This window comes from Rhizobium sp. YIM 134829, assembly GCF_046546455.1.
Map to the genome: position 1 here is coordinate 181,771 of NZ_JBKHKI010000006.1, position 26,411 is coordinate 208,181.

At 65.0% G+C, this 26,411-nt stretch carries 22 protein-coding genes and 1 other RNA gene; 21 read left to right on the top strand and 2 right to left on the bottom strand.

The features are described from left to right. Positions 1-74 precede the first annotated feature (74 nt). Positions 75-1,256 (top strand): NAD(P)/FAD-dependent oxidoreductase, encoded by a 1,182-nt coding sequence (locus tag ACLE20_RS12725; RefSeq protein WP_410940667.1) that lies wholly within the window; start codon positions 75-77, stop codon positions 1,254-1,256. 9 nt (positions 1,257-1,265) lie between these two features. Here ACLE20_RS12725 and ACLE20_RS12730 read toward each other — a convergent pair whose 3' ends face one another. Beyond that, positions 1,266-2,765 (bottom strand): glycosyltransferase family 61 protein, encoded by a 1,500-nt coding sequence (locus ACLE20_RS12730; RefSeq protein WP_410940668.1) that lies wholly within the window; start codon positions 2,763-2,765, stop codon positions 1,266-1,268. Positions 2,766-2,929: 164 nt separating this feature from the next. On the opposite strand from ACLE20_RS12730, the gene rnpB reads away from it, so the two are divergent. From rnpB to ACLE20_RS12805, 15 genes are all read left to right on the top strand, one after another. Continuing rightward, an RNA gene (rnpB, locus tag ACLE20_RS12735) (RNase P RNA component class A) lies at positions 2,930-3,333 on the top strand. A gap of 426 nt (positions 3,334-3,759) precedes the next feature. Further along, a complete protein-coding gene (gene mraZ / locus ACLE20_RS12740) occupies positions 3,760-4,212 on the top strand; it encodes a division/cell wall cluster transcriptional repressor MraZ (RefSeq protein ID WP_410940669.1) in 453 nt (150 codons plus the stop codon). Positions 4,213-4,226: 14 nt separating this feature from the next. Further along, positions 4,227-5,252 carry a 16S rRNA (cytosine(1402)-N(4))-methyltransferase RsmH gene (gene rsmH / locus ACLE20_RS12745; protein ID WP_410940670.1) on the top strand — a complete coding sequence of 342 codons (1,026 nt, stop codon included), beginning with the start codon at positions 4,227-4,229 and terminating at the stop codon, positions 5,250-5,252. Positions 5,253-5,255: 3 nt separating this feature from the next. Next, positions 5,256-5,651 carry a hypothetical protein gene (locus tag ACLE20_RS12750; protein WP_410940671.1) on the top strand — a complete coding sequence of 132 codons (396 nt, stop codon included), beginning with the start codon at positions 5,256-5,258 and terminating at the stop codon, positions 5,649-5,651. Then, entirely contained in the window at positions 5,651-7,393 is a 1,743-nt protein-coding gene (locus ACLE20_RS12755) for a peptidoglycan D,D-transpeptidase FtsI family protein (protein ID WP_410940672.1), read from the top strand. The genes ACLE20_RS12750 and ACLE20_RS12755 overlap by 1 nt, the downstream gene beginning before the upstream one ends. A gap of 63 nt (positions 7,394-7,456) precedes the next feature. Beyond that, entirely contained in the window at positions 7,457-8,944 is a 1,488-nt protein-coding gene (locus ACLE20_RS12760; protein ID WP_410940832.1) for a UDP-N-acetylmuramoyl-L-alanyl-D-glutamate--2,6-diaminopimelate ligase, read from the top strand. After that, positions 8,941-10,389 carry a UDP-N-acetylmuramoylalanyl-D-glutamyl-2,6-diaminopimelate--D-alanyl-D-alanine ligase gene (locus ACLE20_RS12765; RefSeq protein ID WP_410940673.1) on the top strand — a complete coding sequence of 483 codons (1,449 nt, stop codon included), beginning with the start codon at positions 8,941-8,943 and terminating at the stop codon, positions 10,387-10,389. Before ACLE20_RS12760 ends, ACLE20_RS12765 begins: the two co-directional genes overlap by 4 nt. 146 nt (positions 10,390-10,535) lie before the next feature. Beyond that, a complete protein-coding gene (gene mraY, locus ACLE20_RS12770; protein WP_410940674.1) occupies positions 10,536-11,636 on the top strand; it encodes a phospho-N-acetylmuramoyl-pentapeptide-transferase in 1,101 nt (366 codons plus the stop codon). A gap of 7 nt (positions 11,637-11,643) precedes the next feature. After that, the gene (murD, locus tag ACLE20_RS12775; protein WP_410940675.1) at positions 11,644-13,032 is read left to right on the top strand and encodes a UDP-N-acetylmuramoyl-L-alanine--D-glutamate ligase; all 1,389 of its coding nucleotides are present in this window, start codon (positions 11,644-11,646) and stop codon (positions 13,030-13,032) included. Between the two features lie 46 nt (positions 13,033-13,078). Further along, positions 13,079-14,233, top strand: coding sequence for a putative lipid II flippase FtsW (ftsW, locus tag ACLE20_RS12780; protein WP_410940676.1), 1,155 nt, complete (start codon positions 13,079-13,081; stop codon positions 14,231-14,233). 35 nt (positions 14,234-14,268) lie between these two features. Then, positions 14,269-15,393: an undecaprenyldiphospho-muramoylpentapeptide beta-N-acetylglucosaminyltransferase gene (gene murG / locus ACLE20_RS12785; protein ID WP_410940677.1), complete on the top strand. Its 1,125-nt coding sequence runs from the start codon at positions 14,269-14,271 to the stop codon at positions 15,391-15,393. Next, entirely contained in the window at positions 15,390-16,805 is a 1,416-nt protein-coding gene (gene murC, locus ACLE20_RS12790; protein WP_410940678.1) for a UDP-N-acetylmuramate--L-alanine ligase, read from the top strand. Before murG ends, murC begins: the two co-directional genes overlap by 4 nt. Further along, a complete protein-coding gene (gene murB, locus ACLE20_RS12795; RefSeq protein ID WP_410940679.1) occupies positions 16,802-17,776 on the top strand; it encodes a UDP-N-acetylmuramate dehydrogenase in 975 nt (324 codons plus the stop codon). The genes murC and murB overlap by 4 nt, the downstream gene beginning before the upstream one ends. Beyond that, the gene (locus ACLE20_RS12800) at positions 17,776-18,021 is read left to right on the top strand and encodes a hypothetical protein (protein ID WP_410940680.1); all 246 of its coding nucleotides are present in this window, start codon (positions 17,776-17,778) and stop codon (positions 18,019-18,021) included. Before murB ends, ACLE20_RS12800 begins: the two co-directional genes overlap by 1 nt. Next, positions 18,018-18,143 carry a hypothetical protein gene (locus tag ACLE20_RS12805; RefSeq protein ID WP_410940681.1) on the top strand — a complete coding sequence of 42 codons (126 nt, stop codon included), beginning with the start codon at positions 18,018-18,020 and terminating at the stop codon, positions 18,141-18,143. Before ACLE20_RS12800 ends, ACLE20_RS12805 begins: the two co-directional genes overlap by 4 nt. Positions 18,144-18,233: 90 nt before the next feature. Here the strand turns inward: ACLE20_RS12805 and ACLE20_RS12810 are convergent, their stop codons facing one another. Beyond that, complete coding sequence (locus ACLE20_RS12810; protein ID WP_410940682.1) at positions 18,234-19,538, bottom strand: MFS transporter; 1,305 nt, start codon at positions 19,536-19,538, stop codon at positions 18,234-18,236. 446 nt (positions 19,539-19,984) lie between these two features. Here ACLE20_RS12810 and ACLE20_RS12815 point away from each other — a divergent pair, with 446 nt between their 5' ends. From ACLE20_RS12815 to lpxC, 5 genes are all read left to right on the top strand, one after another. Beyond that, positions 19,985-20,902: a D-alanine--D-alanine ligase gene (locus ACLE20_RS12815; protein WP_410940683.1), complete on the top strand. Its 918-nt coding sequence runs from the start codon at positions 19,985-19,987 to the stop codon at positions 20,900-20,902. Beyond that, positions 20,890-21,822 (top strand): cell division protein FtsQ/DivIB, encoded by a 933-nt coding sequence (locus tag ACLE20_RS12820; protein WP_410940684.1) that lies wholly within the window; start codon positions 20,890-20,892, stop codon positions 21,820-21,822. Before ACLE20_RS12815 ends, ACLE20_RS12820 begins: the two co-directional genes overlap by 13 nt. Beyond that, positions 21,819-23,150, top strand: a complete 1,332-nt coding sequence (gene ftsA / locus ACLE20_RS12825; protein ID WP_410940685.1) for a cell division protein FtsA — start codon at positions 21,819-21,821, stop codon at positions 23,148-23,150. Before ACLE20_RS12820 ends, ftsA begins: the two co-directional genes overlap by 4 nt. 87 nt (positions 23,151-23,237) lie before the next feature. After that, the gene (gene ftsZ, locus ACLE20_RS12830; RefSeq protein WP_410940686.1) at positions 23,238-25,037 is read left to right on the top strand and encodes a cell division protein FtsZ; all 1,800 of its coding nucleotides are present in this window, start codon (positions 23,238-23,240) and stop codon (positions 25,035-25,037) included. Positions 25,038-25,355: 318 nt separating this feature from the next. Further along, positions 25,356-26,306 carry a UDP-3-O-acyl-N-acetylglucosamine deacetylase gene (gene lpxC / locus ACLE20_RS12835; RefSeq protein WP_410940687.1) on the top strand — a complete coding sequence of 317 codons (951 nt, stop codon included), beginning with the start codon at positions 25,356-25,358 and terminating at the stop codon, positions 26,304-26,306. The last annotated feature ends 105 nt before the right edge of the window (positions 26,307-26,411 follow it).

Here is a 26,411-nt window from a genome sequence, read left to right on the forward strand (position 1 = left end):
AGCGCTGCGGCCTCACCCGCCGCAGCACGCCGCCTGCCGCCCAGGTGCAGGCGGCACATCATCGAGGATCATCCATGGAGACAGGATTCGACGTCGTCGTCGTGGGCAAGGGCATGATGGGTGTCGCGGCCGCCCGCCACCTCGCCCTTTCAGGCGCACGCGTTGCCTTGGTTGGCCCGGACGAGCCGAAGGACTGGGCGGCGCATCGCGGCGTCTTCTCCAGCCACTACGACAATGGCCGGATCACCCGCACCATCGATCCCGATGCTGACTGGGCGAAGCTCGCCCGCCGCTCAATCGCCCGCTATGGCGAGATCGAGGCGCGCTCCGGCATCCGCTTCTACAGCGAGGCCGGGTGTCTGATCGTTGCGCCGGAGGGGCATGACGACCTCAAATCGACGATGCAGGCCGCGCGCGCTCTCGGCGTTGCGGCCGAGGCGCTCCTGGGGGCGGAGTTGCGAGCGCGCTTTCCCGCGCTTTCTTTCCAGGCCCGCGATGCCGGCATCTTCGAAGGGCAGGGGGCGGGCCACATCAATCCGCGCGCCTTCGTCGCCGCCTCGCTTGTCTGCGCGACCCTGCTCGGCGTCACCATCCTCTCCGAGGAGGTTCGTACCGTCACGGAGATCGAGGGGGGCGCTGTCGTCGAGACCCTCGGCGGCCGCAGCCTGAAAGCGGAAAAGGTGTTGATCGCCACGGGCGCCTTCGCTTTGGCGACGGCGCTCACCCAGGTGCCGTTGGCGCTCTCCGTCTATGGCCGCACCGTGCTCTTTGCCGAGGTGGGACGGGAAGACGAGGCGCGGCTGGCAGACCTGCCCTCGCTGATCCGCCATGGGCATACGGATGCCGAGAGCTATTATGTGCTGCCGCCGATCCGCTATCCCGACGGCAAGCTCTACATCAAGATCGGCGGCGACCCCGTCGACCTGCCTTTGACCGAGGAGGGCGAGGTGCGCGCCTGGTTCCGCGGCGGCGGCAGCGGCGCCGCGGCTGAACATCTGAGGGCCCACCTCGGCGCCCTTCTGCCCGATTTCGAACCCGCCTCGCTCCACCACGCGCCCTGCGCGGTCACCAAGACCGTGCACGACCGCCCCTATATCGGCTTCGTCCGCTCCCCCCGGATCGCGATCCTGACCGGCGGCAACGGCAAGGCCGCCAAGAGCGCCGACGAAATCGGCCGGTTGGGCGCGGTGATGATGGCGAAGGGCTCGCTGACGGGGGAGGGCTATGCGGGGGATTTTGCGCCGGTGGTGGAGTGACGCTTGCCGTCAACTCACCTTCGCCAGAACGCGGTCCAGATGAGCCATGAAGGGCTCGACGGCGATCGCCCATTCGGCAACGGTATAGGATTGCGGCTCGACCCAGCCGAAGTAGCGCAGGCCCCGGACGACGCAGAGCCGCGCATAGTTGAAACGCAGACGATAGCTTCCGTCGCGGATCGGCAGGATCTCGACGATCGTCGTTGCCGGGCGGGCGTGCATGATATGCGACAGTCCGGCCCCGTGCGGCGCGACGATGACCTTGGCGCCATGGGTCAGCGCGATCTGATCGGCGACCGAGAGTTCCGACAGGATACAGATGTGGAAGCCCTTGGCGGCCAGGCGCCGTTCGAGCTCGAGCTCGTTGACCATCTTGCGGCCGGCGGCGTCGCGGCGTGAAATATAGATCTTCTCCGCCAGCTTGACCTTCGACTGGCGCTTCGCAGAGTCCACCACCGTGTCGTAGAGGCGGGAGGCCAGCGCCCAATCCGCGAGGCCATCGAATCCGATACGCGGGCAAACGAGGCGTTCGACGAAGGCGGATTCGGTGACCCGCACGACATCGCTTTCCCCAAAGCCCAGCAATTCCAGTGTCTGCATTTCGAATTTGGGCGCATGCCCGGACATCAGGATCTTCGGCCGAGCGATGTCGGTGTTGAGAAGCCATGCGAGCTTCGGCAGCACGTCGACATACCAGTGATAGAAGCCCTTGGTACCCCGCAAGAGATCGATGCCGACCTCGACATGCGGCACGTCTTCGGTCGGTGGCACGGGAATGGGACGGCCAACGGTTTCGACGATCCCGCCCGACTGGGTCCACTTCTGGCCGTAGCGATCGGTGAACAGGTTTTCGTATTCCTCGATGCGCGGCGGCGCCAGCGTCTGGATGTCCTCGACGAAGCGCTCATATTCGGCCTGGAATCGGGCGACATGGCGAGGATCGACCGCCGGGCTGCCGACGAGTTCGACCGTGCCGCGCGGTGGAGAGAGAGCATCCGAGCGACCGAATTGGAAGGCAGAGGGCTTGGCTCTGACGCTGCCGCCGTCCTTGGTCAGCCGATCGAGGACGGCAGAGATTTCGCGACGAATTTTCGGGTCCTTGATCCCGGAAAGGATCACGCGGCCGGTGCGCAGGAAATTCGGTAGCTCGAAGCAGCTCGGATCGGCGGAGATGACCCGCCATGCATCGAGATGCTTGCGGGTTGCGGCGAGATCCATGGCGATCCGCGTCCGCATGGACGGCACGAGTTTCGCCTGGACCGCAAGATCCGCCACCTCCACCATCACGGCGTCGTTAAAGGTGGCGCGCGCGGCGGTCAGCCTGAGCTTCAGCATGCGGGGATGTTTCAGCAGGCTCTTGTGGCTGCGCGTGCTCTGCAGGATCTTCGCCCAGTCCTCCTCGGGCAAGGCTGCCGCGCCGGATGTCTTGCCGAGGCTTGCGACCGCGTTTCGCAGCTTCGACCAGGCGAGGGTGGCGGTCGTGCGAAGATCGAATGCAAGCAGGGCCATCTCTATCTCTTAGCTGGTCGTCAAAAAGTGGGCGGTTCGTAGCAGATGTCCCCAGGAGCCGCAACGAGAGCGCCTGATGGCCGGTTGTGCTCTGTTCACAGTCACCGCTTCGCACTCGCCCTTTCCTCTGGCCAATCCCTCCGCCTTCCGCTATTGCCCGCTTGCCAGTCGGCCGGGCAGCCGCGCTCCGCAAGGGCCGAAAGGCTGCGGGGTGAGGAAAGTCCGGGCTCCACGGAAAAACGGTGCCGGATAACGTCCGGCGGGGGCGACCCCAGGGACAGTGCCACAGAAAGCAGACCGCCCGCGCTTGCGTGGGTCAGGGTGAAAGGGTGGGGTAAGAGCCCACCGCGTCTCTGGCAACAGAGGCGGCACGGTAAACCCCACCGGGAGCAAAACCGAATAGGGATGACGCGGATGCGGCTTTCGGGCCGTGCCGGCCTTTTCCGGGCCAGTCATCCGGGTGGGTTGCACGAGGCGGCGCGCAAGCGTCGTCCCAGATGAATGGCTGCCACGTTCCGGTCCTTCGACCGGGGCCATACAGAACCCGGCTTACAGGCCGACTGGCGTTTTTCTCCCTCCTTTCATGAAGTGAAAGCGGCCCTCTCGGGCGCCTGGGCAACCGCCTGTTTCTCCTTGCGTTTTTTCTGACACAGACGTCTGTCGACCCACTGGTCGACGGATCGGATTCCCAAATGTTAACAGCCGGTTAGGGACGCGATCGTAACGTTTTGTTAAACTTAACAGTCTATCAATCTTCGCTGGACAGACGCCGTTCCAACCGCCAAATCCCATTGACCCCCATATGCTCCCATGATATCCCAAACCTGCACTGCACGAGGGTCGACTGAGACCCAATCATCGCGAGTTTGGTGGTTGTCCCGAATGGGGCTTTGGAACGGGTTTGCCGCCCGGCGGTGTTTCTTTGTGTCTTGTTTCGGGGATCGGCGCGGCGTTACGAGGCGTGCGCGCCGGATGGAAACGGCTGTCTCGCGTCATGAACCGCTTTCTTTCGCATGCCACGAACCGGATCGATGCGAAGGGCAGGGTTTCCGTGCCAGCGCCGTTTCGCACGGTGCTGGCGAAGCTCGACATCCGGGAGCTCTTTTGCTTCCAGGATTTCGTGTTTCCGGCGATCAGTGCCGGCGGGCCGGACCTGCTCGAGCGATTCGAGCGGCAGATTGCGGACGAGGATCCGTTTTCGCCGCATGCGAACGAGATGTCGCTCCTCATCCACGGGGGCGGGGTCTTTATGAAGCTCGACCAGGAGGGTCGGCTGATGGTCACGGATTTCATCCGCGACTTCACCGGCATCACCGCGGAGGTGACCTTCGTCGGACGGGCGGATCACTTCCAGCTCTGGTCGCCGCAGGCATTTCAGGATGCCCAGGCGGCGGCGCGTCAGTCGCGGCGGGTTCACGCGTCAAGACCGACAGGGGTTGGCGATTAGCATGGAGAACTGGAATGGCGGCGGATCAAGGCGCAGGGTCACCTGAAGCCGATGGCGGACCGGTCCGCCACATTCCAGTTCTTCTTCCCGAAGTTCTGAAGGCGCTGAATCCCGCGCCGGGCAAGGTCATCCTCGATGGCACCTTCGGTGCCGGCGGCTACAGCCGCGCGATCCTGGAGACCGGTGCCCATGTCATCGCGCTCGACCGCGATCCGACCGCGATCGAAGGCGGACAGCCTTTGGTCGTTGAAATGCAAGGCCGGCTGAAGCTGATCCACGACCGATTCTCCGCACTCGCCGTCCATGGCCCTGACAAAGGACTCGACGGCGTGGTGCTGGATATCGGCGTGTCCTCCATGCAGATCGACGAGGCCGAGCGTGGCTTCTCCTTTTCCAAGCGCGGCCCCCTCGATATGCGGATGTCGAGTAGCGGCGTCTCGGCTGCCGATGTCGTCAACCGCGCGAAGGTCTCCGACCTCATTCGCATCTTCGGTTTCCTGGGCGAGGAGCCGCAGGCCGGCCGCATCGCCCGCGCCATCGAAAAGCGCCGTGCTGAGCAGCCCTTCGAGACCACGCGCGATCTGGCGGGCCTGATCGAGGTGGTGACGCCGCGCAAGGCGAAGGACCGCATTCATCCCGCTACCCGTGTGTTCCAGGCGCTGCGCATCTTCGTCAATGACGAGCTCGGCGAACTCGGGCGTGCGCTGTTTGCGGCAGAAGCCTCGCTCAAGCCCGGCGGCCGCCTGGTTGTCGTCACCTTCCATTCGCTGGAAGACCGCATCGTCAAGCGCTTCTTCCAGGATCGTGCCGGCAAGGCCTCCGGCTCGCGTCACCTCCCCATCGCCCAGTCGCGTGCGGCAACCTTCGCACCAGTCGGTAAGGCGATGATTGCGGCTGACGAATCCGAATCACTCCTCAATCCCCGCGCCCGCTCTGCCAAGCTGCGCGCCGGGGAGCGAACACATGCCCCTCCTGAGGCCCATGACATGTCGATTTTCGATCTGCCTGACCTAGCCGCTCTTGCGACGATGGGGGGCTGATCCATGCTGCGAACGCTCGATATCGTGCTGATCGTCATCATGACCGCCGCGGCGACCGTTACCTATACGATCAAGCACAAGGCTGAAAACAAGCTCGAGGAGGTGCGCCGTCTCGATGCGGCCATTAAGCTCGAGGAGGACACGATCGACCTCCTGAAGGCCGACTGGGCGCTGTTGTCCCAGCCGAACCGACTGGAACGGTTGGTTACCGCCTATCAGCAGGATCTCGCGCTGCAGCCGACCGCGCCGACCCAGCTGATCCGGCCGGAAGAGCTGCCGATGCTCAAAGCCGACGTTCCGCCGCCCGAAGAGGTGGCCGACACCAAGGCAAAGGGCAAGACGAAGCCGCCGGCGGCGCCCGCCGCCGACACGATCGCAACAGGTTCGGTGGCGCGCTGATGTCCTTTCTCTCCCGCATCATGGTCGTCAAGAGCAAGGCGCACTTCTCCGCCGGCGGCAACAACCATCCAGGTGATGCCGGCGGTCGCTTCGAGGGCACGCGCAAGCGCAGCGGCACCCAGGCCCGCAGCCGCGTCGCGATCATGATGGGCGGCTTCGTGCTTGCCTATTGCATCATCGGCGGTCGACTCATCCAATATGGCATCGCCCAGCCGGAATCGGTGTCGAGCATCGGGCGCGCCGACAATCTGATGGCGTCGCGCCCGGATATTCTCGACCGCAACGGCGAGGTCCTGGCAACCGACATTCGCACCGTCTCGCTCTTTGCCGAGCCGCACAAGATCGTCGATGCCGACGAGGCGGTCGAGCAGCTCGCGACGGTGCTGCCGAACCTCAATGTCGCCGACATCTATAACAAGCTGAAGTCCAAATCCCGCTTCCAGTGGCTGCGTCGCCAGCTGACGCCGAAGCAGCAGAGCGACATCTTGGCGCTCGGCATTCCCGGCATCGGCTTTCGGCCGGAAAAGCGCCGCTTCTATCCGGGCGGCGTCACGGCTGCCCATATCGTCGGCCATGTCAATGTCGACAATCGCGGCATTGCCGGCATGGAGCGCTGGATCGATAGCCAGGGTCTGGCCGATCTCGCCGCCATCGGCATGACCAGCGATGCCAAGCTCGAGCCGGTGCGCCTGTCGATCGATCTGCGCGTGCAGAACATCGTGCGCGAGGTGATCGATCACGGCATGAAGGAATTCCAGGCGATCGCCGCCGGCGCCGTCGTGATGGATGTGCACACCGGCGAGATCCTCGCCATGGCTTCCGTGCCGGATTACGATCCGAACAATCCGGCCTCCGGCGGCGAGGAAGGCTGGATGAACCGCATGTCGAACGGCACGTTCGAGATGGGTTCGACCTTCAAGTCCTTCACGACGGCCATGGCGCTCGATTCGGGCAAGGTGACGCTGAAGGACAGTTTCGACGCCCGTTTCCCGATTCGCATCGGCGGCTTCACCATCAAGGACTTCCACGGCAAGCACCGCGTGCTGAGCGTGCCGGAAATCTTCCAGTATTCCTCGAATATCGGCACGGCCAAGATGGCCGATCTCGTCGGCATCGATGCGCATAAGGAGTTCCTGACCCGGCTCGGCCTGCTGACCAAGCTGCCGACCGAGCTGCCGGAGGTGAAGACCCCGAGCCAGCCGCGCGTGTGGAAGAAGATCAACTCGATCACCATCTCCTTCGGCCACGGCGTGTCAACGACGCCGTTGCAGACGGCGGTGGCCGGCGCTGCGCTGATCAATGGCGGCAAGCTGATCGAGCCGACCTTCCTGCCTCGCACCCGCGAAGAGGCGGATCAGAGCGCCGTGACGGTCATCAAGAAATCGACCAGCGACGACATGCGCTACCTCTTCCGCTGGAACGGCACGCATGGCTCCGGCAAGAACGCGCTCGTGCCTGGCTTCAATGTCGGCGGCAAGACGGGGACGGCCGACAAGGTGGTCAATGGCCGCTATTCAAGCGAGCTGAACTTCAACGCCTTCCTCGCCGGCTTCCCGATCGACGATCCGCAATATGTGGTGCTGGCGATCATCGATGCGCCGAAGACCGGCGAGAAGGGCATTCGCACCGCCGCCGGCAATGCCGCTCCCCTGGTCCGCGACATCATCGCCCGTTCGGCCCCCATGCTCGGCGTGGAGCCGAAATTCGGGCCCGACGGTTCCGCCTTGCTCGTGTCGTATTGAGGCGTAAGACGGTCCGGCAAGGCATCCGCCGGATGCGTGAAGAGGGGTACACATTTGCCAAGTCTGACGATCAGCGACCTCATCGGTCAGGATTTCCCGGAAGCCGCCGTCGTGGCCGCGCAGGATCTGCGCGTCAGCGCCATCACTGCCGATAGCCGCCAGGTGGTGCCGGGCAGCGCCTTCGTCGCTGTCGCCGGGACCAAGGCTGATGGACGCCGCTACGTCGCCGATGCGCAGGCCCGCGGCGCAGCCCTGATCGTCACCGATGGCGCGCTCGATCTGGAGACCGATGTCCCCGTGTTGAAGATCGACGCGCCGCGCCGGTTCCTGGCGCTGGCCGCTGCCCGGCTTGCCGGCGCGCAGCCTGAGGTGATGGTGGCGGTGACCGGCACGGCCGGCAAGACCTCGGTCGCCTCCTTCACGCGCCAGATCTGGGCCCATGGTGGGCTTGCCGCCGCGATGATCGGCACGACCGGCGTCGTCGCGCCCGGGCGCAAGGATTATGGCTCGCTGACCACGCCCGATCCGGTCTCGCTTCATGGCCTGCTCGCCGAGCTTGCCGAGGCGGGCGTCACCCACGCGGCGATGGAGGCTTCGAGCCATGGCCTCGACCAGCATCGCCTCGACGGCGTGCGCCTTTCGGCCGCCGCCTTCACCAATCTCGGCCGCGACCATATGGATTACCACCCGACGGTCGAGCATTATCTCGCCGCCAAGATGCGGCTCTTTACCGATCTGCTGCCGAAGGGCGCGCCGGCGATCATCTTCGCCGATGGGGAGTATTCGGACCAGGCGATCGCCACCGCGCGTGCGGCCGGCGCCGACCTGCGCACCGTCGGTCGCAAGGGCGAGTTCCTGACGCTGAAGCGCGTCGAGCATTTCCGCCACAAGCAGATTGCGGAAATCCACGCCGACGGCACGATCTTCGAGGTCAACCTGCCGCTCGCCGGCGACTTCCAGATCGCCAATGCCCTCGTCGCCGCCGGCCTCGCCATGGCGACCGGTGTGGCGGCTCGGGATGTGATGGCGGCGCTCGAGAAGCTGGAAGGCGCCTCTGGCCGCCTGGAACTGGTCGGCCAGACGAAGGACGGCGCGCTCGCCTATGTCGACTATGCTCACAAGCCCGATGCGCTCACCCATGTGCTGACCTCGGTGCGCCCCTTCACCACCGGCCGCGTCGTCGTGGTCTTCGGCTGCGGTGGCGATCGGGACAAGGGCAAGCGCCCGCTGATGGGCGAGATCGCCGCCCGGCTCGCCGATGTCGTCATCGTCACCGACGACAATCCGCGCTCGGAACTTGCCGAAACCATCCGCGCCGAGATCCTCGCCGCTGCCCCCGGCGCAACCGAGATCGGCGACCGCGCCGAGGCGATCCGCACCGCGGTCGCCATGTTGCAGCCGGGCGACACGCTGATCGTGGCGGGCAAGGGGCATGAGGAGGGTCAGAAGGTCGGCAGCGTGACCTTGCCCTTCTCCGATCATGCAGAGCTGCGCAAGGCGCTGCAGGCCCAGGCGGCTCGGGCACCGGCGACGGGAGGGCAGACGGTTTGAGCTATCTTTGGACCAAGGCGGATCTTCTGGCCGCCATGCACGGACGCCCGGTCGGCAATCTGCCCGAGGGCATCAACGGCATCTCGATCGACAGCCGCTCGATCGGCAAGGGCGAGGCCTTCTTCGCCATCAAGGGCGATCGCGTCGACGGGCATGATTTTGCCGGCATCGCGCTCGCCAACGGTGCCTCGCTTCTCGTCGTCAGCGAAGGCAAGCTGCCGGCGCTCGGTCGGCTGATCGCGCCGATGATCGTCGTCGACGACGTGCTGGAGGCGATGATCCGCCTCGGCTGCGCCGCACGCGACCGCTCCGCCGCCAAGATCATCGCCGTTACCGGCTCGGTCGGCAAGACGACGACCAAGGAGATGCTGCGCCATATGCTTCAGGCCTCCGGGCGGGTGCATGCCTCCGTTGCTTCTTATAACAACCACTGGGGCGTGCCGCTGACGCTCGCCCGCATGCCGGAAGCGACCGATTACGGCGTCTTCGAGATCGGGATGAACCATCCGAACGAGATCCGCCCGCTGACGCGGATGGTGCGCCCGCATGTGGCGATCATCACCACCATCGCGCCGGCCCATCTCGGCAATTTCCGCGATCTCGAGGAGATCGCTGCCGCCAAGGCGGAGATCATGGAAGGCCTGGTCGATGGCGGCCATGTGCTGCTCAACCGCGACAATGCGCAATATGCCGCGCTGGAGCAGGCGGCCTCCAAGCTCGGCGTCACCAATGTCCATACCTTCGGCACCGAACAGCGCGTCGACTATCGCTTGATCGAATATGCGAGCGCGCCCGACGGCGGCACGCTCTGGGCCGGCATCGGCGGGCGGACGATCGAGGTGAAGATCGGCGCGCCCGGCCGCCATATTGCCGAGAATGCGCTCGCCGCCATCGGCGCGGCGACGCTGGTCGGCGCGGATCTCGAGCGCACCGTCGATGCCTTGGCGACGCTCTCGCCGGAAAAGGGCCGCGGCGAGCGACATGTGCTCAACGTCGGCGGCGGCCAGCTGACCCTGATCGACGAGAGCTACAACGCCAATCCGGCCTCGATGCGCGCGGCGATCGCGCTTCTGGCGGAGGCTGAGCCGGGTTCGGGGCACGACGGACTGCCGGGGCGGCGGATCGCCATTCTCGGCGACATGCTGGAAATGGGCGTCCATTCGGCTGACGTGCATGCCCGCCTTTCCGGGACGCTCGCGGAGCAGGGGATCGAGACCGTCTGGCTGGCGGGGCCGGAGATGAGCCATCTGCGCGACGCGCTGCCGGAGACGGTCGAGGTCGTCTATCGCAGCTTCGTCGACGAACTGCTCGACTATGCGCTTCGCCATGTGCGCGCCGGCGATGTCGTCATGGTCAAATCCTCCAAGGGGACAGGCTGCGGGCGGATCGTTGCGGCCTTGCTTGACAAGTATCCGGCATTTGCCGAGACGGAGCGCGCTGAATAGACCGGGCTGGACCGGCGGGACGACGCGAGCCGCCCTGACGCTGCGCTCGCGAAGGCTTTGGCGGTTCGCCGCTACGGACAATTGAATTTTGCAAGTGCCGCAAGGCAGGCGCCCTCGGGCGCATCACCTTTGGGGAAAGGTCCCTCATGCTCATCTGGCTTGTCGAACTGGCCAATCATTTCCAGTTTTTCAACCTGTTCCGCTACATCACCTTCCGGACAGGCGCGGCACTCTTCACCTCGGCGATGATCGTCTTCCTGTTCGGGCCGACGATGATTTCGTCGCTGCGCGTGCGCCAGGGCCGCGGCCAGCCGATCCGGGCCGATGGGCCGCAGACGCATTTCAAGAAGGCCGGCACGCCGACCATGGGCGGGCTGATGATCCTGACAGGGATCGTCGTTTCGTCGCTGCTCTGGGCGGATCTCTCCAGCGTCTATGTCGTCTCGACTCTCTTGGTGACGCTCGGCTTCGGCGCGATCGGTTTTTATGACGACTATCTCAAGGTGACCAAGCAGTCGGACAAGGGCTTTTCCGGCCGCGCCCGCCTCGGCATCGAATTCGCCATCGCCGCCATCGCCGTCTTCTTCATGATGCGTGCCGCGCTTTCGGCGGGGACCTCCGGCTCCACCTTCGGCTCGTCGCTGACCTTCCCCTTCCTGAAGGACTTCACGCTCAATCTCGGCTATTTCTTCGTTCTGTTCGGCGGCTTCGTCGTCGTCGGCGCCGGCAATGCCGTGAACCTGACGGATGGGCTCGATGGCCTGGCGATCGTGCCTGTGATGATCGCGGCGGCGGCCTTCGGTCTCATCGCTTATCTCGCCGGCAATGCGGTCTTCGCCAATTATCTGCAGATCCATTTCGTGCCGGGAACCGGCGAACTTGCCGTCATTCTCGGCGCGGTGATCGGCGCCGGTCTCGGCTTCCTCTGGTTCAACGCGCCGCCGGCCGCCATCTTCATGGGCGACACCGGATCTCTGGCCCTGGGCGGTCTGATCGGCACCGTGGCGGTCGCGACCAAGCACGAGATCGTCATGGTGATCATCGGCGGCCTCTTCGTCATGGAAACGCTGTCGGTCATCATCCAGGTCGGCTGGTTCAAGCGCACCGGGCGCCGCGTCTTTTTGATGGCGCCGATCCACCATCATTTCGAGAAGAAGGGCTGGACGGAAAGTCAGGTCGTCATCCGCTTCTGGATCATCGCCGTCATCCTGGCGATGATTGGCCTCTCCACGCTCAAGCTGCGGTGAGACGGTCATGATCCCGGTCACCAGCTTCAAGGGACAAAGGGTGGCGCTCTTCGGGCTCGGCGGCTCGGGGCTTGCCACCGCGCGGGCGCTGGTTGCCGGCGGCGCCGAGGTGTTGGCCTGGGACGACAATGCCGAGAGCGTTGCCAAGGCGGCTGCCGAGGGAATCGGCACCGCCGATCTGCGCACGGTGGACTGGAGCGGGATCGCCGCGCTCATCCTTTCACCCGGCGTGCCGCTCACCCATCCGCAGCCGCATTGGTCGGTTCTGCTGGCGAGCCCGCTCGGCGTGGATATCATCGGCGATATCGAGCTCTTCGCGCGCGAGCGCCGGGCCCATGCGCCGGACGCGCCGCTGATCTGCATCACCGGCACCAACGGCAAATCGACGACGACGGCGCTGATCGCCCATATCCTCAAGACGAGCGGCCGCGACACGCAGCTCGGCGGCAATATCGGCACGGCGGTGCTGACGCTCGCCCCGCTCACGCCCGAACGCTTCTATGTTGTCGAGTGCTCGTCCTACCAGATCGATCTGGCACCCTCACTACACCCGTCTGCCGGTATTCTCCTTAACCTGACGCCCGACCATATCGACCGACACGGCACGATGGAGAACTACGCCGCCGTCAAGGCGCGGCTGGTCCTCGCCAGTGAGACGGCGATTGTTGGTGACGACGACGACTTCTGCCGCGCGATCGCAGCGGATCTTGAGACCAAGGATCGGCGCGTCCTGCGGATCTCGCGCGATCATAGGGTCCCGGCTGGCCTCTACGCCCTGGGCACAATCTTGCACGAGAGCGGAGACGGCGGCGACGCGATCGTCACCGACCTTGCCGGCATCGAGACCCTGCGCGGCAGCCACAATGCGCAGAATGCCGCCGCCGCCATCGCCGCCTGCCTGGCCGTCGGCCTGAGCAGGGACGAGATCCTTGCCGGCCTTTCCTCCTTCCCCGGCCTCAAGCACCGCATGCAGCCGATCGCGCGGCGGGGCGCGGTGACGTTCGTCAATGACAGCAAGGCGACCAATGCCGATGCGGCCGCACCGGCGCTCTCGAGCTATGACCGCATCTACTGGATCGCCGGAGGGGTGGCGAAAGAAGGCGGCATCGAGCCGCTCCGCCCCTTCTTCCCGAAGATCGCGAAGGCCTATCTGATCGGCCAGGCGGCGGAGGCCTTTGCGGCGACACTCGGCGATGCGGTGCCGTTCGCGCGTTCGGGCACGCTGGAGGCAGCGGTTGCTGAGGCGGCTGCCGATGCCGAACAGGCTGGCGAGCCGGCGGCCGTTCTTTTGTCTCCGGCTTGCGCAAGCTTCGACCAGTACAAGAATTTCGAGATGCGCGGCGATGCCTTCGTCGGCCATGTGGCCGGCCTGGCAGGCGTCGCCATGCTGATTTAACGGACAGCCACGGCGCCACGCGCCAGTTTGACGAGGGACGACAGCAATGGTGAGCCGTGCGGAACGCGGGCCGGTGGCCGACTGGTTCTGGACGATCGACAGGTTCTTCCTGGCGACGTTCATCCTCTTGATGGGGATCGGCTTCATGCTGTCCTTCGCCGCTAGCCCCGCGGTGGCGGAGCGGCTGAACCTCGACAGTTTCCACTTCGTCAAGCGCCACGCCGCCTTCCTGCTGCCGGCCATCGCCGTGATGATCGGCATCTCCTTCCTCACGCCCCGCCAGGTGCGGCGCACGGCCATCATTCTGCTGATCGTCTCGCTCGGCATGATGGTGCTGGCGCTGCTGTTCGGCACCGAGATCAAGGGTTCGCGCCGCTGGTTCTCGATCGGCCCGATCGGCATCCAGCCGTCGGAGTTCATGAAGCCCGCCTTTGTCGTCGTCTGCGCCTGGCTCTTTTCCGAACATGCCCGCCAGCCGGAAATTCCGGGTAACCTCTTTGCCATCCTGCTCTATCTGATGGTCGCGGCCCTGCTCGTCGCGCAGCCAGACCTTGGCCAGACGATCCTCACCACCGCCGTCTGGGGCGGCATGTTCTTCATGGCCGGCATGCCCTGGCTGTGGATCATCGTGCTCGGCGGCTCGGCCGTGGGCGGCCTGGTCGTCGCCTATACGATGCTGCCGCACGTGGCCGGCCGTATCGACCGATTCCTCACCGGCGAGGGCGACACCTTCCAGGTGGACACCGCGCGCGAGGCGATCATCCGCGGCGATTGGCTGGGGCAGGGGCCGGGCGAAGGCATCGTCAAGCGCATCATCCCGGACAGCCATACCGACTTCATCTTCTCCGTCGCGGCGGAAGAATTCGGCATCATCTTCTGCATGGTGATCGTCGCCATCTTCTCCCTGCTCGTCATGCGCGGCCTGCGCCATGCGCTGCGCGAGCGCAACGACTTTACCCGCTTTGCCGTCGCCGGCCTGGTCTTGCAGATCGGCATCCAGTCGCTCATCAATGTCGGCGTCAATCTTGAGCTTCTGCCGGCCAAGGGCATGACGCTGCCGCTGATTTCCTATGGCGGCTCGTCGATGATCGCCATCTGCGTCACGGCCGGCTTCATCCTGGCGCTCACGCGTCATCGCCCGGAGCAGCGCGCGCTCGAACGGAGCCTCTTCCGTCCCGGCGCGGCCGTTCCGGCAGAGTAAGGCGGCCCGTCCGCCCTCATCGGAGGTATTGCGTCATGACCAAGGGCATCGCCATGCTCGCCGCAGGGGGAACCGGCGGCCATCTTTTTCCGGCCGAGGCCCTGGCTCACGAGCTCAAGGCGCTCGGCTTCACCGTTCATCTGGTGACCGACAGTCGCGCCGAGCGCTATGCCGGCCGCTTCCCGGCCGACGAGATCCATGTCGTCTCCTCGGCCACGATCGGCTCGAAGAACCCGATCAAGGTCGCTTCGTCGCTCTGGACGCTCTGGAGCGGCATGCGCGAGGCCAGGCGCCTGCTGCAGCGGGTCAAGCCGCAGGTGGTCGTCGGTTTCGGCGGCTATCCGACGGTGCCGCCGCTGCTCGCGGCCACCAAGCTGCGCATTCCCTCTATGGTGCATGAGCAGAACGCCGTGATGGGGCGAGCGAACCGCATGCTGGCCCCCCGCGTCATGGCGATCGCCGGCGGCTTCCTGCCGGAAACCGGCGGCCGCTTCGCCGCCAAGACGGTGACGACCGGCAATCCCGTGCGCCCCGCCGTTCTGGAAGCCGCGCAGAACCCTTACGTGCCGAGCCGCATCGGCGAGCCCTTCCGCCTGGTCGTCTTCGGCGGTAGCCAGGGCGCGCAATTCTTCTCCAAGGCTCTGCCCGCCGCGATCGAGCGCCTGCCCGACGCGCTCCGCCAGCGGCTGCATCTGACGCAGCAGGCGCGGCCGGAGGATCTCGACGGCGTGCGCAGCGCGGTCGCGAAGCTCAACCTCTCCGGCGATATCTCACCGTTCTTCACCGATATGGTGGAGCGGATCGGCGCGGCCCATCTCGTCATCTGCCGCTCCGGCGCCTCGACGGTCTCCGAGGTCGCCGTCATCGGCCGCCCGTCGATCCTCGTGCCCTATCCCTACGCACTCGATCACGACCAGGCGGCCAATGCCGCGGCGCTCGCCGCCAATGGCGGGGCCCAGGTCATCGCGCAGGCCGATCTGACGCCCGAGCGTCTGGCGGCAATTCTCAGGCAGGCGATGGAAAACCCGGACGATCTCGCAGAGCGCGCCGCTCGCGCCCGCGCAACCGGACGCCCGGATGCCGCGCGCTTGCTTGCCGCCATGGTTGAGGCTATTGCGGGCGGTTCACCGATCAGAGACTTCAAGGAAAGACGCTCATGAAACTGCCGCAGACGATCGGCCTCGTCCATTTCATCGGCATTGGCGGCATCGGCATGAGCGGCATCGCCGAGGTGTTGCACAATCTCGGCCATCGCGTGCAGGGGTCGGACCAGTCCGACAGCGCCAATGTCCAGCGGCTGCGTGCCAAGGGCATCGAGGTCTTCGTCGGCCACAAGGCTGAGAATATCGGCGAGGCCGAGGTCGTCGTCGTCTCCACCGCCATCAAGAAGACCAATCCCGAACTGATCGCCGCGCGCGAAAAGCTGCTGCCGGTGGTGCGGCGCGCCGAAATGCTGGCCGAACTCATGCGCTTCCGCTCCTCGATCGCGATCGGCGGTACCCATGGCAAGACGACGACCACCTCGATGGTCGCCGCGCTGCTGGAGGCCGGCGGGCTCGACCCAACTGTCATCAACGGCGGCATCATCAATGCCTATGGCACCAATGCCCGCATGGGCGCCGGCGAGTGGATGGTGGTGGAAGCCGACGAATCGGACGGCACCTTCCTGAAGCTTCCCGCCGACGTGGCCGTGGTCACCAATATCGATCCGGAACATCTCGATCACTACGGCCACTTCGATGCCGTACGCGCCGCCTTCCGGCAATTCGTTGAGAATGTCCCCTTCTACGGCTTCGGGGTCATGTGCCTCGACCATCCCGAAGTCCAGACCATGGTCTCGCGCATCGAGGACCGCAAGGTGGTGACCTACGGCGAAAACCCGCAGGCGGACGTGCGTTTCTTCAACATCCGCATGGACGGAGCAACGTCGATCTTCGACGTCGTCATCCGCCGCCGTCGCACGGGCCAGACGATCGAGCTGAAGGATCTGCGCCTGCCGATGCCGGGCCGCCACAACGTCTCGAACGCCACCGCTGCCGTGGCCGTGGCACAGCGCCTCGGCGTCAGCCCGGAAAACATTGCCAAGGGGCTCGCGGCCTTCGGAGGCGTCAAGCGCCGCTTCACCTTCACCGGCGAGTGGAACAATGTCCGCGTCTATGACGACTACGGCCACCATCCGGTCGAGATCAAGGCCGTGCTCAAGGCCGCGCGCGAGGCCTGCCAGGGCCGGATCATCGCCGTCCACCAGCCGCATCGCTATACGCGCCTGCAGAGCCTGTTCCAGGACTTTTCCGCCTGCTTCAACGATGCCGACACCATCCTTCTCTCGCCGGTCTATTCGGCAGGCGAGGAGGCGATCGAGGGCGTCAATTCGCAGGAGTTGGTCGCCCGGATCAAGGCCGGCGGCCACCGCGATGCCCGCTATCTGGACGGCCCCGACGCGCTCGCGCCGATCGTTTCCGCCATTGCACAACCCGGCGACTTCGTGGTTCTTTTGGGAGCCGGCAGCATCACCTCTTGGGCTGCCGCTTTGCCGGGAGATCTGGCGCGCGTGTCGGGACAGAGTGCATGAAACAGGTGGATGGACTGAAGCTTCTCTCTTCGCTCGGCGAAGGCGTGAAGGATGTGCGTGGGCGGCTGACCCCGGACGCGCCGATGGATCGCGTCACCTGGTTTCGCGCCGGCGGTCTGGCGGAGCTGATGTTCCAGCCGCATGACCGCGACGATCTCATCACCTTCCTCAAGCTCCTGCCCGAAGAGGTGCCGGTTCTGGTGGCCGGCGTGGGGTCCAATCTACTGGTGCGCGATGGCGGGATTCCGGGCGTGGTGATCCGCCTTTCGGCCAAGGGGTTCGGCGATCTCGAACTCGTCGGCGAGAACAGGGTGATGGCGGGCGCGATCTGCCCCGACAAGAACCTCGCCGCCATGACGCTCGATCATGGCATCGGCGGCTTCGCCTTTTACTACGGCATTCCCGGTACAGTCGGCGGGGCGCTGCGCATGAATGCCGGCGCCAATGGCGGCGAGACGCGCGAGCGGGTCGTCGAGGTGCACGCGGTCGACCGCAAGGGCGAGATCCACGTGCTGACCAACGAGCAGATGGGCTACAGCTATCGCTCCTCGACCGCGCCGAAGGACCTCATCTTCACCCACGCCATCTTCGAGGGCTATTCGGAAGACAAGGCGAAGATCCGCGCCGACATGGACGCGGTCCGCCAGCATCGCGAGACGGTCCAGCCGATCCGCGAGAAGACCGGCGGCTCGACCTTCAAGAACCCGGACGGCCATTCCGCCTGGAAGCTGATCGACGAGGCCGGCTGCCGTGGCATGATGATCGGCGGGGCGCAGATGTCGCCCATGCATTGCAACTTCATGATCAACACCGGCCAGGCCAGCGGCTACGAGCTCGAATATCTCGGCGAGACCGTTCGCCAGCGGGTCATGGAAACCTCGGGTATCAAGCTCGACTGGGAGATCAAGCGCATCGGCAATTTCATGCCGGGCTACGAGGTGCGTGAGTTCCTCGGACGGGCGACGGTGTGATGAAGCGCGCGCCGGCCAACACGCTGGTGCACAACGAGCGGCTAAAGCTCGCCGCAAACTCGATTGACCGCTTGGCGACGGCATCCATTGCTGCCGGGTTCATCACGCCTGTCGTGCCCGTCGCGAACGGCCAGGTCGTCTTCAGATTCTCGACTCCGCTGGCGATCTCCACGACGACTTGGCTTCTGGCGGCGCTCGCATTACATTTGGCTGCAAGACATCTGCTGGGAAAGCTCAGGCCATGACCTTCGGAACGATCTTCTATCTGTATCTGCTTCCGGCCACGCTTGCCGGATCGGTCTGGGGCGCGATCTGGATCGGCGAATGGCGTACAGCGCGGCGTCAGAAGCTTCATCCCGGCGAGTAGCACTGGCGCATCCGCATCGTTCGAAACGAAAAAAGCCCTGCCAGGCGAATCGCTTGGCAGGGCTTTTTGATCTTCAGAGTCAGGTTCAACTTACACTTCGTCGCGGCCTGAGAGCAGGATGCAGACGAGCGTGATGACGGCGGCGACGGCGAGGTAGTAGCCGACATAGGTCATGCCGTAGGTCGCCTGCAGATAGGTGGCGATATAGGGCGCCAGCGAGGCGCCGAAGATGCCGGCGAAGTTGAAGGTGATCGACGAGCCCGTATAGCGGACATTGGTCGGGAAGGGTGCGGCGAGCGCCGTGCCGATCAGGCCATAGGTCACGCCCATCAGCGCCATGGCGATGACGACGAAGACGATCACGTTCATCTCGCCGCTGGTCAGCAGCGGGCCGAGGAAGAAGGAAAAGAGGCCGATCAGCACGGTGACGCCGATCAGGATCTCCCGCCGGCCGAAGCGCTCGGCGAGCTTGCCGGCGACGGGGATGAAGAGACCGAACAGCACCGAGCCGAGGATCTGGATCTCCAGCGCGTCGAGGAAGGGCAGCTTCAGGACCTTGACGTTGTAGGAGAGAAGATAGGCCGAGCCGATATAGAAGAGCACGAAGGTGGCGAGTGCCACGAAGGTGCCCAGTACCAGCGAGCGCTTGTGATGACGGAAGAGTTCGGCAACCGGCACCGCGACCCGCTCATGCTTGTCGATCGCCTTCTGGAAGGCCGGCGTCTCGGTGATCGACAGACGCACCCAGAGACCGACCGCGATCAGCAGGATCGAGGCGATGAAGGGAATGCGCCAGCCCCAGCTCAAGAGCGCATCCTGCGAGATGACATGCAGCAGCAGCCAGAAGATGCCCGACGAGAGGAAGAGGCCTACGGGTGCGCCGAGCTGCGGGAACATGCCGTACCAGCTCTTCTTGCCCTCGGGCGCATTCTCGGTCGCCAGCAGCACGGCCCCGCCCCATTCGCCGCCGAGGCCGAAGCCCTGGCCGAATCGGCAGAGCGCCAGGAGGAGCGGCGCGACGACGCCGATCTGCTCATAGGTCGGCAGCAGGCCGATGATGACGGTCGAGATGCCCATCGTCAAAAGGGCGGCGACCAGCGTCGTCTTGCGGCCGATGCGATCGCCGTAATGGCCGAAGACCACGGCGCCGAGCGGGCGGGCGAAGAAGGCGATGGAGAAGGTTGCAAACGAGGCGAGGAGGGCGGTGGTCGGATCGCTGTTCGGGAAGAACAGCGTCGGGAAGACCAGGACAGCCGCCGTCGCGTAAACATAGAAGTCGAAGAATTCGATCGTGGTGCCGACGAGGCTCGCCAGAAGCACGCGGGCCGGGGAGTTCGTCGCGCGTGCGTCCAAAACGTCTGCCGCCGGCGATCCGGAAGGTATCGCTTTGCTCATGGTTCTGTCCGTTGAGTTGAGGGGGCGGCTTGCTTTCAAGCCGACTGTCAGAGCGGCTATTACGGCAAGTTCCTTTCGGAATAAAGCACAAAAACGCAAGATTATAATGGCTTAGAACATCCTGTTGAAAAGACGTATGATGGAACTGCATAGCTCGCCGGAGCTCTGCAGGAAATCTGCCTAAAAACAGTTCGTCCGGCTCCATGCATCGACCGGACAGTTCGCTCGGACAGGGCTCGGCGAAGCTGTTGCTGAAAAACCGCAGGCATCGCGGCGCGTGGCGTCCGGCCGAGCGAAAGCGGCCAAACCCGAGACGGGTTAACGAAAGTAAACGGTTCATTAACCTTAATGGCTCTTAAGTGCTCTCCAGCGGACGGCGCGACTCGCGAGATGCAGGCGGGAGAGGCGGTCGGCACTGTGTTTCAAGGCAGAGCGTCGAGGGTAACATGAGCGGCAAACACGTGGCGGTGCTGATGGGCGGCTTCTCGTCCGAGCGGCCGGTGAGCCTGTCCTCGGGGGCTGCCTGCGCCGAGGCGCTCGAGGCGGAGGGCTACCGTGTTACCCGCGTCGATGTCGACCGCTCGGTCGCGACGGTGCTTGCCGCGCTGCGTCCGGATGTCGCCTTCAATGCGCTCCATGGTCCCTATGGCGAGGATGGCTCGATTCAGGGCATTCTCGACTATCTGGAAATTCCCTATACCCATTCCGGCGTGCTTGCCTCGGCTCTGGCGATGGACAAGGCGCTGGCCAAGCATGTCGCCAAGGCCGCCGGCATCCCGGTCGCCGAGACGCTGATCCTCGATCGCCATGCGATCGGGTCCGAGCATCCGATCCCGGCGCCCTACGTCGTCAAGCCGGTCCGCGAGGGCTCGAGCTTCGGCATCGTCATCGTCAAGGAAGACCAGTCCCACCCGCCGCAGATCCTCTCCTCCAGCGAATGGCGCTATGGCGACCGGGTCATGGTCGAGCGCTACATTCCCGGCCGCGAGCTGACCTGCGGCGTCATGGGCGACGTGGCGCTGGGCGTGACCGAGATCATTCCGCTCGGCCATGCTTTCTACGACTATGATGCAAAATATGTGAAGGGCGGCTCTGAGCATGTGCTGCCGGCGCAAATTTCACCAGATATTTACCAAACTATTCAAAGACTGGCCGTCACGGCGCATCAGGCGTTGGGATGCCGCGGCGTCAGCCGTTCCGACTTCCGCTTCGACGAGCGATCCGGGGAATTGATCTGGCTCGAGATCAACACGCAGCCGGGCATGACCCCCACCTCTCTGCTGCCCGAGATGGCTGTCCATGCCGGCTATCGTTTCGGTGAATTTCTGAGCTGGATGGTGGAGGACGCGTCGTGTTTGCGTTGAGAGGTCGAAAGGCCAGAGTGCCGACACCCGTGGAGTTCGCCGAGCGCGACGGACCGATCGTCCTGCCGCGCCCGTTCCGCCGACTCACCCGCTTCCTGGTCAATCTGGGGACGGGCCGCATCCATTTCGCGCCGCATACCGGCACGCTTTCGGTCATCGCCCTCTATACGGCGACCGGGCTCTACGGCATGTCGCTCGGCGGGCATGGGCCGGAGGTCGCCAAGGCTGCCACCTCGGCCGCCGGCTTCGCGATCGAGGATGTGAAGATCTCAGGCAACGACCAGACCTCTGAGATCGATATCCTCCAGCAGCTCGGCCTCGACGGCGCGACCTCGCTTGTCTCGCTCGACATTGATGTCGCGCGCAAGCTGATCGCCGAAATGCCTTGGGTGCAGGAAGTGCGCATCCGCAAGGTTTATCCGAACACGGTGGAAATCACGCTCAAGGAACGCAAGGCCTTCGGCATCTGGCAGCATGGCTCGGATCTGTCGCTGATCGAGAAGAGCGGCAGCGTCATCGCGCCGCTGCGCGACAACAAATATGCGGCGCTGCCGCTCTTCGTTGGCCGGGATGCCGAAACGGCCGCCGCCGACTTCTACGCCCGCTTCTCCGACTGGCCGGAGATCCAGAAGCGCGTGAAGGCCTATGTCCGGGTGGCCGGCCGCCGCTGGGATCTCGTCCTCGACAATGGCGTCGTGGTGAAGCTGCCGGAACATGATCTCGACCGCGCCATGCAGGTCCTCTCCACCATGGAGGAGGGGCAGCAGCTTCTCGAGCGGGATATCGCCGCCGTCGATCTCCGTCTTGAAGATCGCACCAGCATTCAACTGACCGCCGGCGCCGCGGAGCGCCGTCAGGTCGCACTCGAAGCCCGTACAAAGCAGCTCAAGAAGATCGAGCAGCAAGAGGACAGTCTATGAGCCTTTTCGGTTCATCCCATTTCGGCATGCCCCGCCTCAAGCCGCTTTCGGCCAAGCGCTCGCACGTCGTCTCGGTGCTCGACATCGGCTCCACCAAGGTGGTCTGCATGATCGGCCGGCTGACGCCGCGTGCGGAAAGCCAGATCCTGCCCGGCCGCACCCATGCGATCGAGATCATCGGGCTCGGCCACCACAAGTCGCGCGGCATGAAGAACGGCGTCATCGCCGATCTCGACGCAGCCGAAAGCGTGGTGCGCCTGGCGGTCGACGCCGCGGAGCGCATGGCGGGCCTCACCATCGACAGCCTGATCGTCAACATCTCCGCCGGGCGCCTGCAGAGCGACATCTACACCGCCACCATCGATCTCGGCGGCCAGGAAGTGGATGGCAATGATCTTCGCCGCGTCCTTGCCGCTGCCAACCAGCGCTCTCAGCGCCAGGACCGGCTGATTCTCCATTCGCTGCCGACCGGCTTCTCGCTCGACGGCGAGCGCGGCATCCGCGATCCGCTGTCCATGTATGGTGATGTCCTTGGTGTCGACATGCATGTGCTGACCGCCGAGCGCGCGGCGCTGAAGAACATCGAGCTCTGCATCAACCGCGCCCACCTCTCGGTCGAAGGCATCGTGGCGACCCCCTATGCCAGCGGCCTGGCAGCACTCGTCGACGACGAGGTCGAGCTCGGCTGTGCGGCGATCGACATGGGCGGCGGCACCACCACCATCTCGGTCTTCGCCGAAGGCAAGCTGATCCATGCCGACGCCGTCGGGCTCGGCGGCCACCATGTGACGACCGATCTCGCCCGCGGGCTCTCGACCCGCATCGAGGATGCCGAACGTCTCAAGGTGGTCCATGGCTCGGCCATGCCTAACGATGCCGACGAGCGCGAAATGGTCACCGTTCCGCCGATCGGCGAGGACGAGCGCGACCAGCCGACTCACGTGCCCCGCGCGCTGGTCTCGCGAATCGTGCGCGCCCGGATCGAGGAGACGCTCGAGCTCATCCGCGACCGCATCCAGAAATCAGGCTTCTCGCCGATCGTCGGCAAGCGCGTCGTGCTGACGGGCGGCGCCAGCCAGCTGACCGGTCTGCCGGAAGCCGCACGGCGCATTCTCGCCCGCAATGTGCGGATCGGCCGACCTCTCGGCGTCGCCGGCCTCCCGGCCGCAGCCAAGGGCCCGGCTTTCTCCACGGCGGTCGGGCTGATGATCTATCCGCAGGTGGCGGCGCTCGAAACCCATGCCGCCCAGGGCGGCATGCTCACCTCGCTCAATGGCGGAAACAGCCGCATCGCCCGTGTCGGGCAGTGGCTCAAGGAAAGCTTCTAGCTTCGCTCAAGCTAGGACAGGCATACCGGATATTTGTGATTTGGCCGGCTCGGCAAGGCGGCCAGAAACCAGGAAGGAACGGGTAACATGACCATCTCTCTGCAGAAGCCGGATATTACCGAGCTCAAACCCCGCATCACCGTCTTCGGTGTCGGTGGTGGCGGCGGCAACGCCGTCAACAACATGATCACCGCAGGCCTCCAGGGCGTCGACTTCGTCGTTGCCAATACGGACGCGCAGGCGCTGACCATGGCGAAGTCCGAGCGCATCATCCAGATGGGCGTTGCCGTCACCGAAGGTCTCGGTGCCGGATCGCAGCCGGAAGTGGGTCGCGCGGCTGCCGAAGAATGCATCGACGAGATCATCGATCACCTGAACGGCACGCATATGTGCTTCGTCACTGCCGGCATGGGCGGCGGCACGGGCACGGGTGCGGCTCCGGTCGTGGCGCAGGCCGCCCGCAACAAGGGTATCCTTACCGTCGGCGTCGTGACCAAGCCTTTCCACTTCGAAGGCCAGCGCCGCATGCGGCTTGCCGATCAGGGCATTGCCGAACTGCAGAAGTCGGTCGACACCCTGATCGTCATTCCCAACCAGAATCTCTTCCGCATCGCCAATGACAAGACGACCTTCGCGGACGCCTTCGCCATGGCCGACCAGGTCCTCTATTCGGGCGTTGCCTGCATCACCGACCTCATGGTCAAGGAAGGCCTCATCAACCTCGACTTCGCCGACGTCCGGTCGGTGATGCGCGAAATGGGCCGCGCCATGATGGGAACCGGCGAAGCATCCGGCGAAGGCCGCGCCATGGCTGCCGCCGAAGCGGCGATCGCCAACCCGCTGCTCGACGAAACCTCGATGAAGGGCGCTCAAGGCTTGCTGATCTCCATCACCGGCGGTCGCGACCTGACGCTGTTCGAAGTGGACGAAGCGGCGACCCGTATCCGCGAGGAAGTGGATCCGGACGCCAACATCATCCTCGGCGCCACCTTCGACGAAGACCTCGAAGGCCTGATTCGCGTCTCCGTCGTGGCAACCGGTATCGATCGTACGGCCGCGGAGGTGGCCGATCGCAATGCCAGTTTTCGCCCGGTAGCTAAGCCGACCGTTCGCCCGTCCGCCGCGATCCCGGCTGCCGCACCGGCTGCCCAGGCCGCCCCGGCACCCCAGCCGCAGCCGGCCGCCCAGCAGGCGGACGCGATTGCCGAAGCGATCCGCCAGGCCGAGATCGAGCGCGAACTGCTGATCTCCGCCCGCGCCGCCGAAAAGGCGCAGGAGGAAGCCTTCCGTCCGCAAAGCCGCCTCTTCACCGGTGCGGCGCCGGTCGAGGCCCCGCGTGCCGCCGCGCCGGTCCAACCGGCTCCGGTCCAGCATGCGCCGATGCAGCAGGCTCCGATGCACCATGCCCCGGCCCAGCCGGCGCCGATGCAGCCTGTTGCCGAAGCCCCGGTCTACCAGCAGCCGATGCAGGCCCAGCCGATGGCGCAGATGCGCCAGGAGCCGGTCGCGCCTGCCATCCGCCCGGCGGTCGACGTCTCTGCCCGCATGCCGAAGGTGGAAGATTTTCCGCCGATGGTGAAGGCCGAGGTCGAGCATCGTGGGGCACCGCCCGCCCATCACGAAGAGCGTGGCCCGATGGGCCTGCTCAAGCGGATCACCAATTCGCTCGGCCGCCGCGAGGAGGAAGACCACTCCGTCGCGTCGGACATGACTTCGGGTGCGCCGGCCGCTGCCTCGCAGCAGCGCCGTCCGCTTTCCCCCGAAGCGAGCGTCTACGCGCCGCGTCGCGGTGCGCTCGACGACCGCGGCCGCACCGTTCAGCAGCCGCGTGCGCATGAGGACGACCAGCTCGAGATCCCGGCCTTCCTGCGCCGTCAATCGAACTGATCGGACCCGTCTTCCACCTTGCCGGAATGCCTGGGCGAAAGCCCGGGCATTTTCCCATTTCCATTGCCTAATCCATGGGTTACGGAGCGGGGGCAAGCGTTACAAAGCGAAAGAAACAGTGATTTGAGCTGGAGGTTTCGCCGCCTTATCTTCACCCTACCAGCTCAGAGGCAATCGCTTGCGATCTCCGACATTGGAAGCGGAAACGAAACGGCGGCGGTCACGCCACCGAGGGACACGGACGCTCCAAGACAGTCGCAAGCCTCTGCTCAACGGAATTTCGGCGGCACTCCCGCCAGCGTGAATAAGGCGAATCATATGGCACTCGGTATCGGGCTTCTCGGTTTCCAGACGACGGTCGCACGGTCGATCAGCCTGAGCGGAACCGGCGTACATTCCGGCTCGGCGGTGTCGATCACCTTCCATCCGGCCGACGCCGACAGCGGCATCGTGTTCCAGCGCGTCGAAGCCGGTCGTGTCCTCTCCACCTACAAGGCAATCTCCTCCGAAGTCGGCAATACCGATCTCTGCACCATTCTCGGCACCAACCCCGCCACCTCGATCGCCACGATCGAGCATGTGATGGCGGCGATCTATGCGGTCGGCCTCGACAATCTGCTGATCGAAGTCCATGGCGGCGAAATGCCGATCATGGACGGTAGTTCGGCCCCCTTCATCGCCGCAATCGAGGAAGCCGGCATCAAGGCGCTCGCCGTCAAGCGGCGCATGATCCGCATTCTCAAGACGGTGCGCATCGAGCATGGTGCCTCCTGGTCGGAATTCGTGCCCTATGACGGCGGCATGCGCTTCGAGGTCGAGATCGATTTCGACACGCCGCTGATCGGCCGCCAGTCCTGGCAGGGCGACATGACAGCGTCGGTCTTCAAGGCCGAGCTCTCCCGCGCCCGCACCTTCGGCTTCATGCGCGATGTCGAGCGCATGTGGGCCGCCGGCCGCGGCCTCGGTTCCTCGCTCGAAAATTCGGTCGTCATCTCCGACGATCATACCGTCATCAATGTCGAGGGCCTGCGTTACGCCAAGGACGAGTTCGTCCGCCACAAGACGCTCGATGCTGTCGGCGACCTGTCGCTCGCCGGCGCGCCCTTCATCGGCTGCTACCGTTCCTTCCGCGGCGGCCATAAGATGAATGCGAATGCGCTGAAGGCGCTGTTCGCCGATCCGACGGCCTATGAGATCGTCGAAGCCACTGCACCGCGCCAGCGGGTCCCGATCGCCGCCGCCGCCGAACTGGCGCCGCGCCTGGCCTGATCGAAGCCTTTACGCGTCAAAGCCGGTCTTCGGGCCGGCTTTTTCATGGTCGATCTGCCACAAAATTGCGTCAATCGATCATCAAGACGTTGCGATATCCAGGGA

Excerpts from the sequence above, each read along its gene's own strand:
- ACLE20_RS12725 (WP_410940667.1), top strand. The coding sequence starts at position 75 with ATGGAGACAGGATTCGACGTCGTCGTCGTGGGCAAGGGCATGATGGGT.
- ACLE20_RS12730 (WP_410940668.1), bottom strand. The coding sequence starts at position 2,765 with ATGGCCCTGCTTGCATTCGATCTTCGCACGACCGCCACCCTCGCCTGG.
- mraZ (WP_410940669.1), top strand. The coding sequence starts at position 3,760 with ATGAACCGCTTTCTTTCGCATGCCACGAACCGGATCGATGCGAAGGGC.
- rsmH (WP_410940670.1), top strand. The coding sequence starts at position 4,227 with ATGGCGGCGGATCAAGGCGCAGGGTCACCTGAAGCCGATGGCGGACCG.
- ACLE20_RS12750 (WP_410940671.1), top strand. The coding sequence starts at position 5,256 with ATGCTGCGAACGCTCGATATCGTGCTGATCGTCATCATGACCGCCGCG.
- ACLE20_RS12755 (WP_410940672.1), top strand. The coding sequence starts at position 5,651 with ATGTCCTTTCTCTCCCGCATCATGGTCGTCAAGAGCAAGGCGCACTTC.
- mraY (WP_410940674.1), top strand. The coding sequence starts at position 10,536 with ATGCTCATCTGGCTTGTCGAACTGGCCAATCATTTCCAGTTTTTCAAC.
- murD (WP_410940675.1), top strand. The coding sequence starts at position 11,644 with ATGATCCCGGTCACCAGCTTCAAGGGACAAAGGGTGGCGCTCTTCGGG.
- ftsW (WP_410940676.1), top strand. The coding sequence starts at position 13,079 with ATGGTGAGCCGTGCGGAACGCGGGCCGGTGGCCGACTGGTTCTGGACG.
- murG (WP_410940677.1), top strand. The coding sequence starts at position 14,269 with ATGACCAAGGGCATCGCCATGCTCGCCGCAGGGGGAACCGGCGGCCAT.
- murC (WP_410940678.1), top strand. The coding sequence starts at position 15,390 with ATGAAACTGCCGCAGACGATCGGCCTCGTCCATTTCATCGGCATTGGC.
- murB (WP_410940679.1), top strand. The coding sequence starts at position 16,802 with ATGAAACAGGTGGATGGACTGAAGCTTCTCTCTTCGCTCGGCGAAGGC.
- ACLE20_RS12800 (WP_410940680.1), top strand. The coding sequence starts at position 17,776 with ATGAAGCGCGCGCCGGCCAACACGCTGGTGCACAACGAGCGGCTAAAG.
- ACLE20_RS12805 (WP_410940681.1), top strand. The coding sequence starts at position 18,018 with ATGACCTTCGGAACGATCTTCTATCTGTATCTGCTTCCGGCCACGCTT.
- ACLE20_RS12810 (WP_410940682.1), bottom strand. The coding sequence starts at position 19,538 with ATGAGCAAAGCGATACCTTCCGGATCGCCGGCGGCAGACGTTTTGGAC.
- ACLE20_RS12815 (WP_410940683.1), top strand. The coding sequence starts at position 19,985 with ATGAGCGGCAAACACGTGGCGGTGCTGATGGGCGGCTTCTCGTCCGAG.
- ftsA (WP_410940685.1), top strand. The coding sequence starts at position 21,819 with ATGAGCCTTTTCGGTTCATCCCATTTCGGCATGCCCCGCCTCAAGCCG.
- ftsZ (WP_410940686.1), top strand. The coding sequence starts at position 23,238 with ATGACCATCTCTCTGCAGAAGCCGGATATTACCGAGCTCAAACCCCGC.
- lpxC (WP_410940687.1), top strand. The coding sequence starts at position 25,356 with ATGGCACTCGGTATCGGGCTTCTCGGTTTCCAGACGACGGTCGCACGG.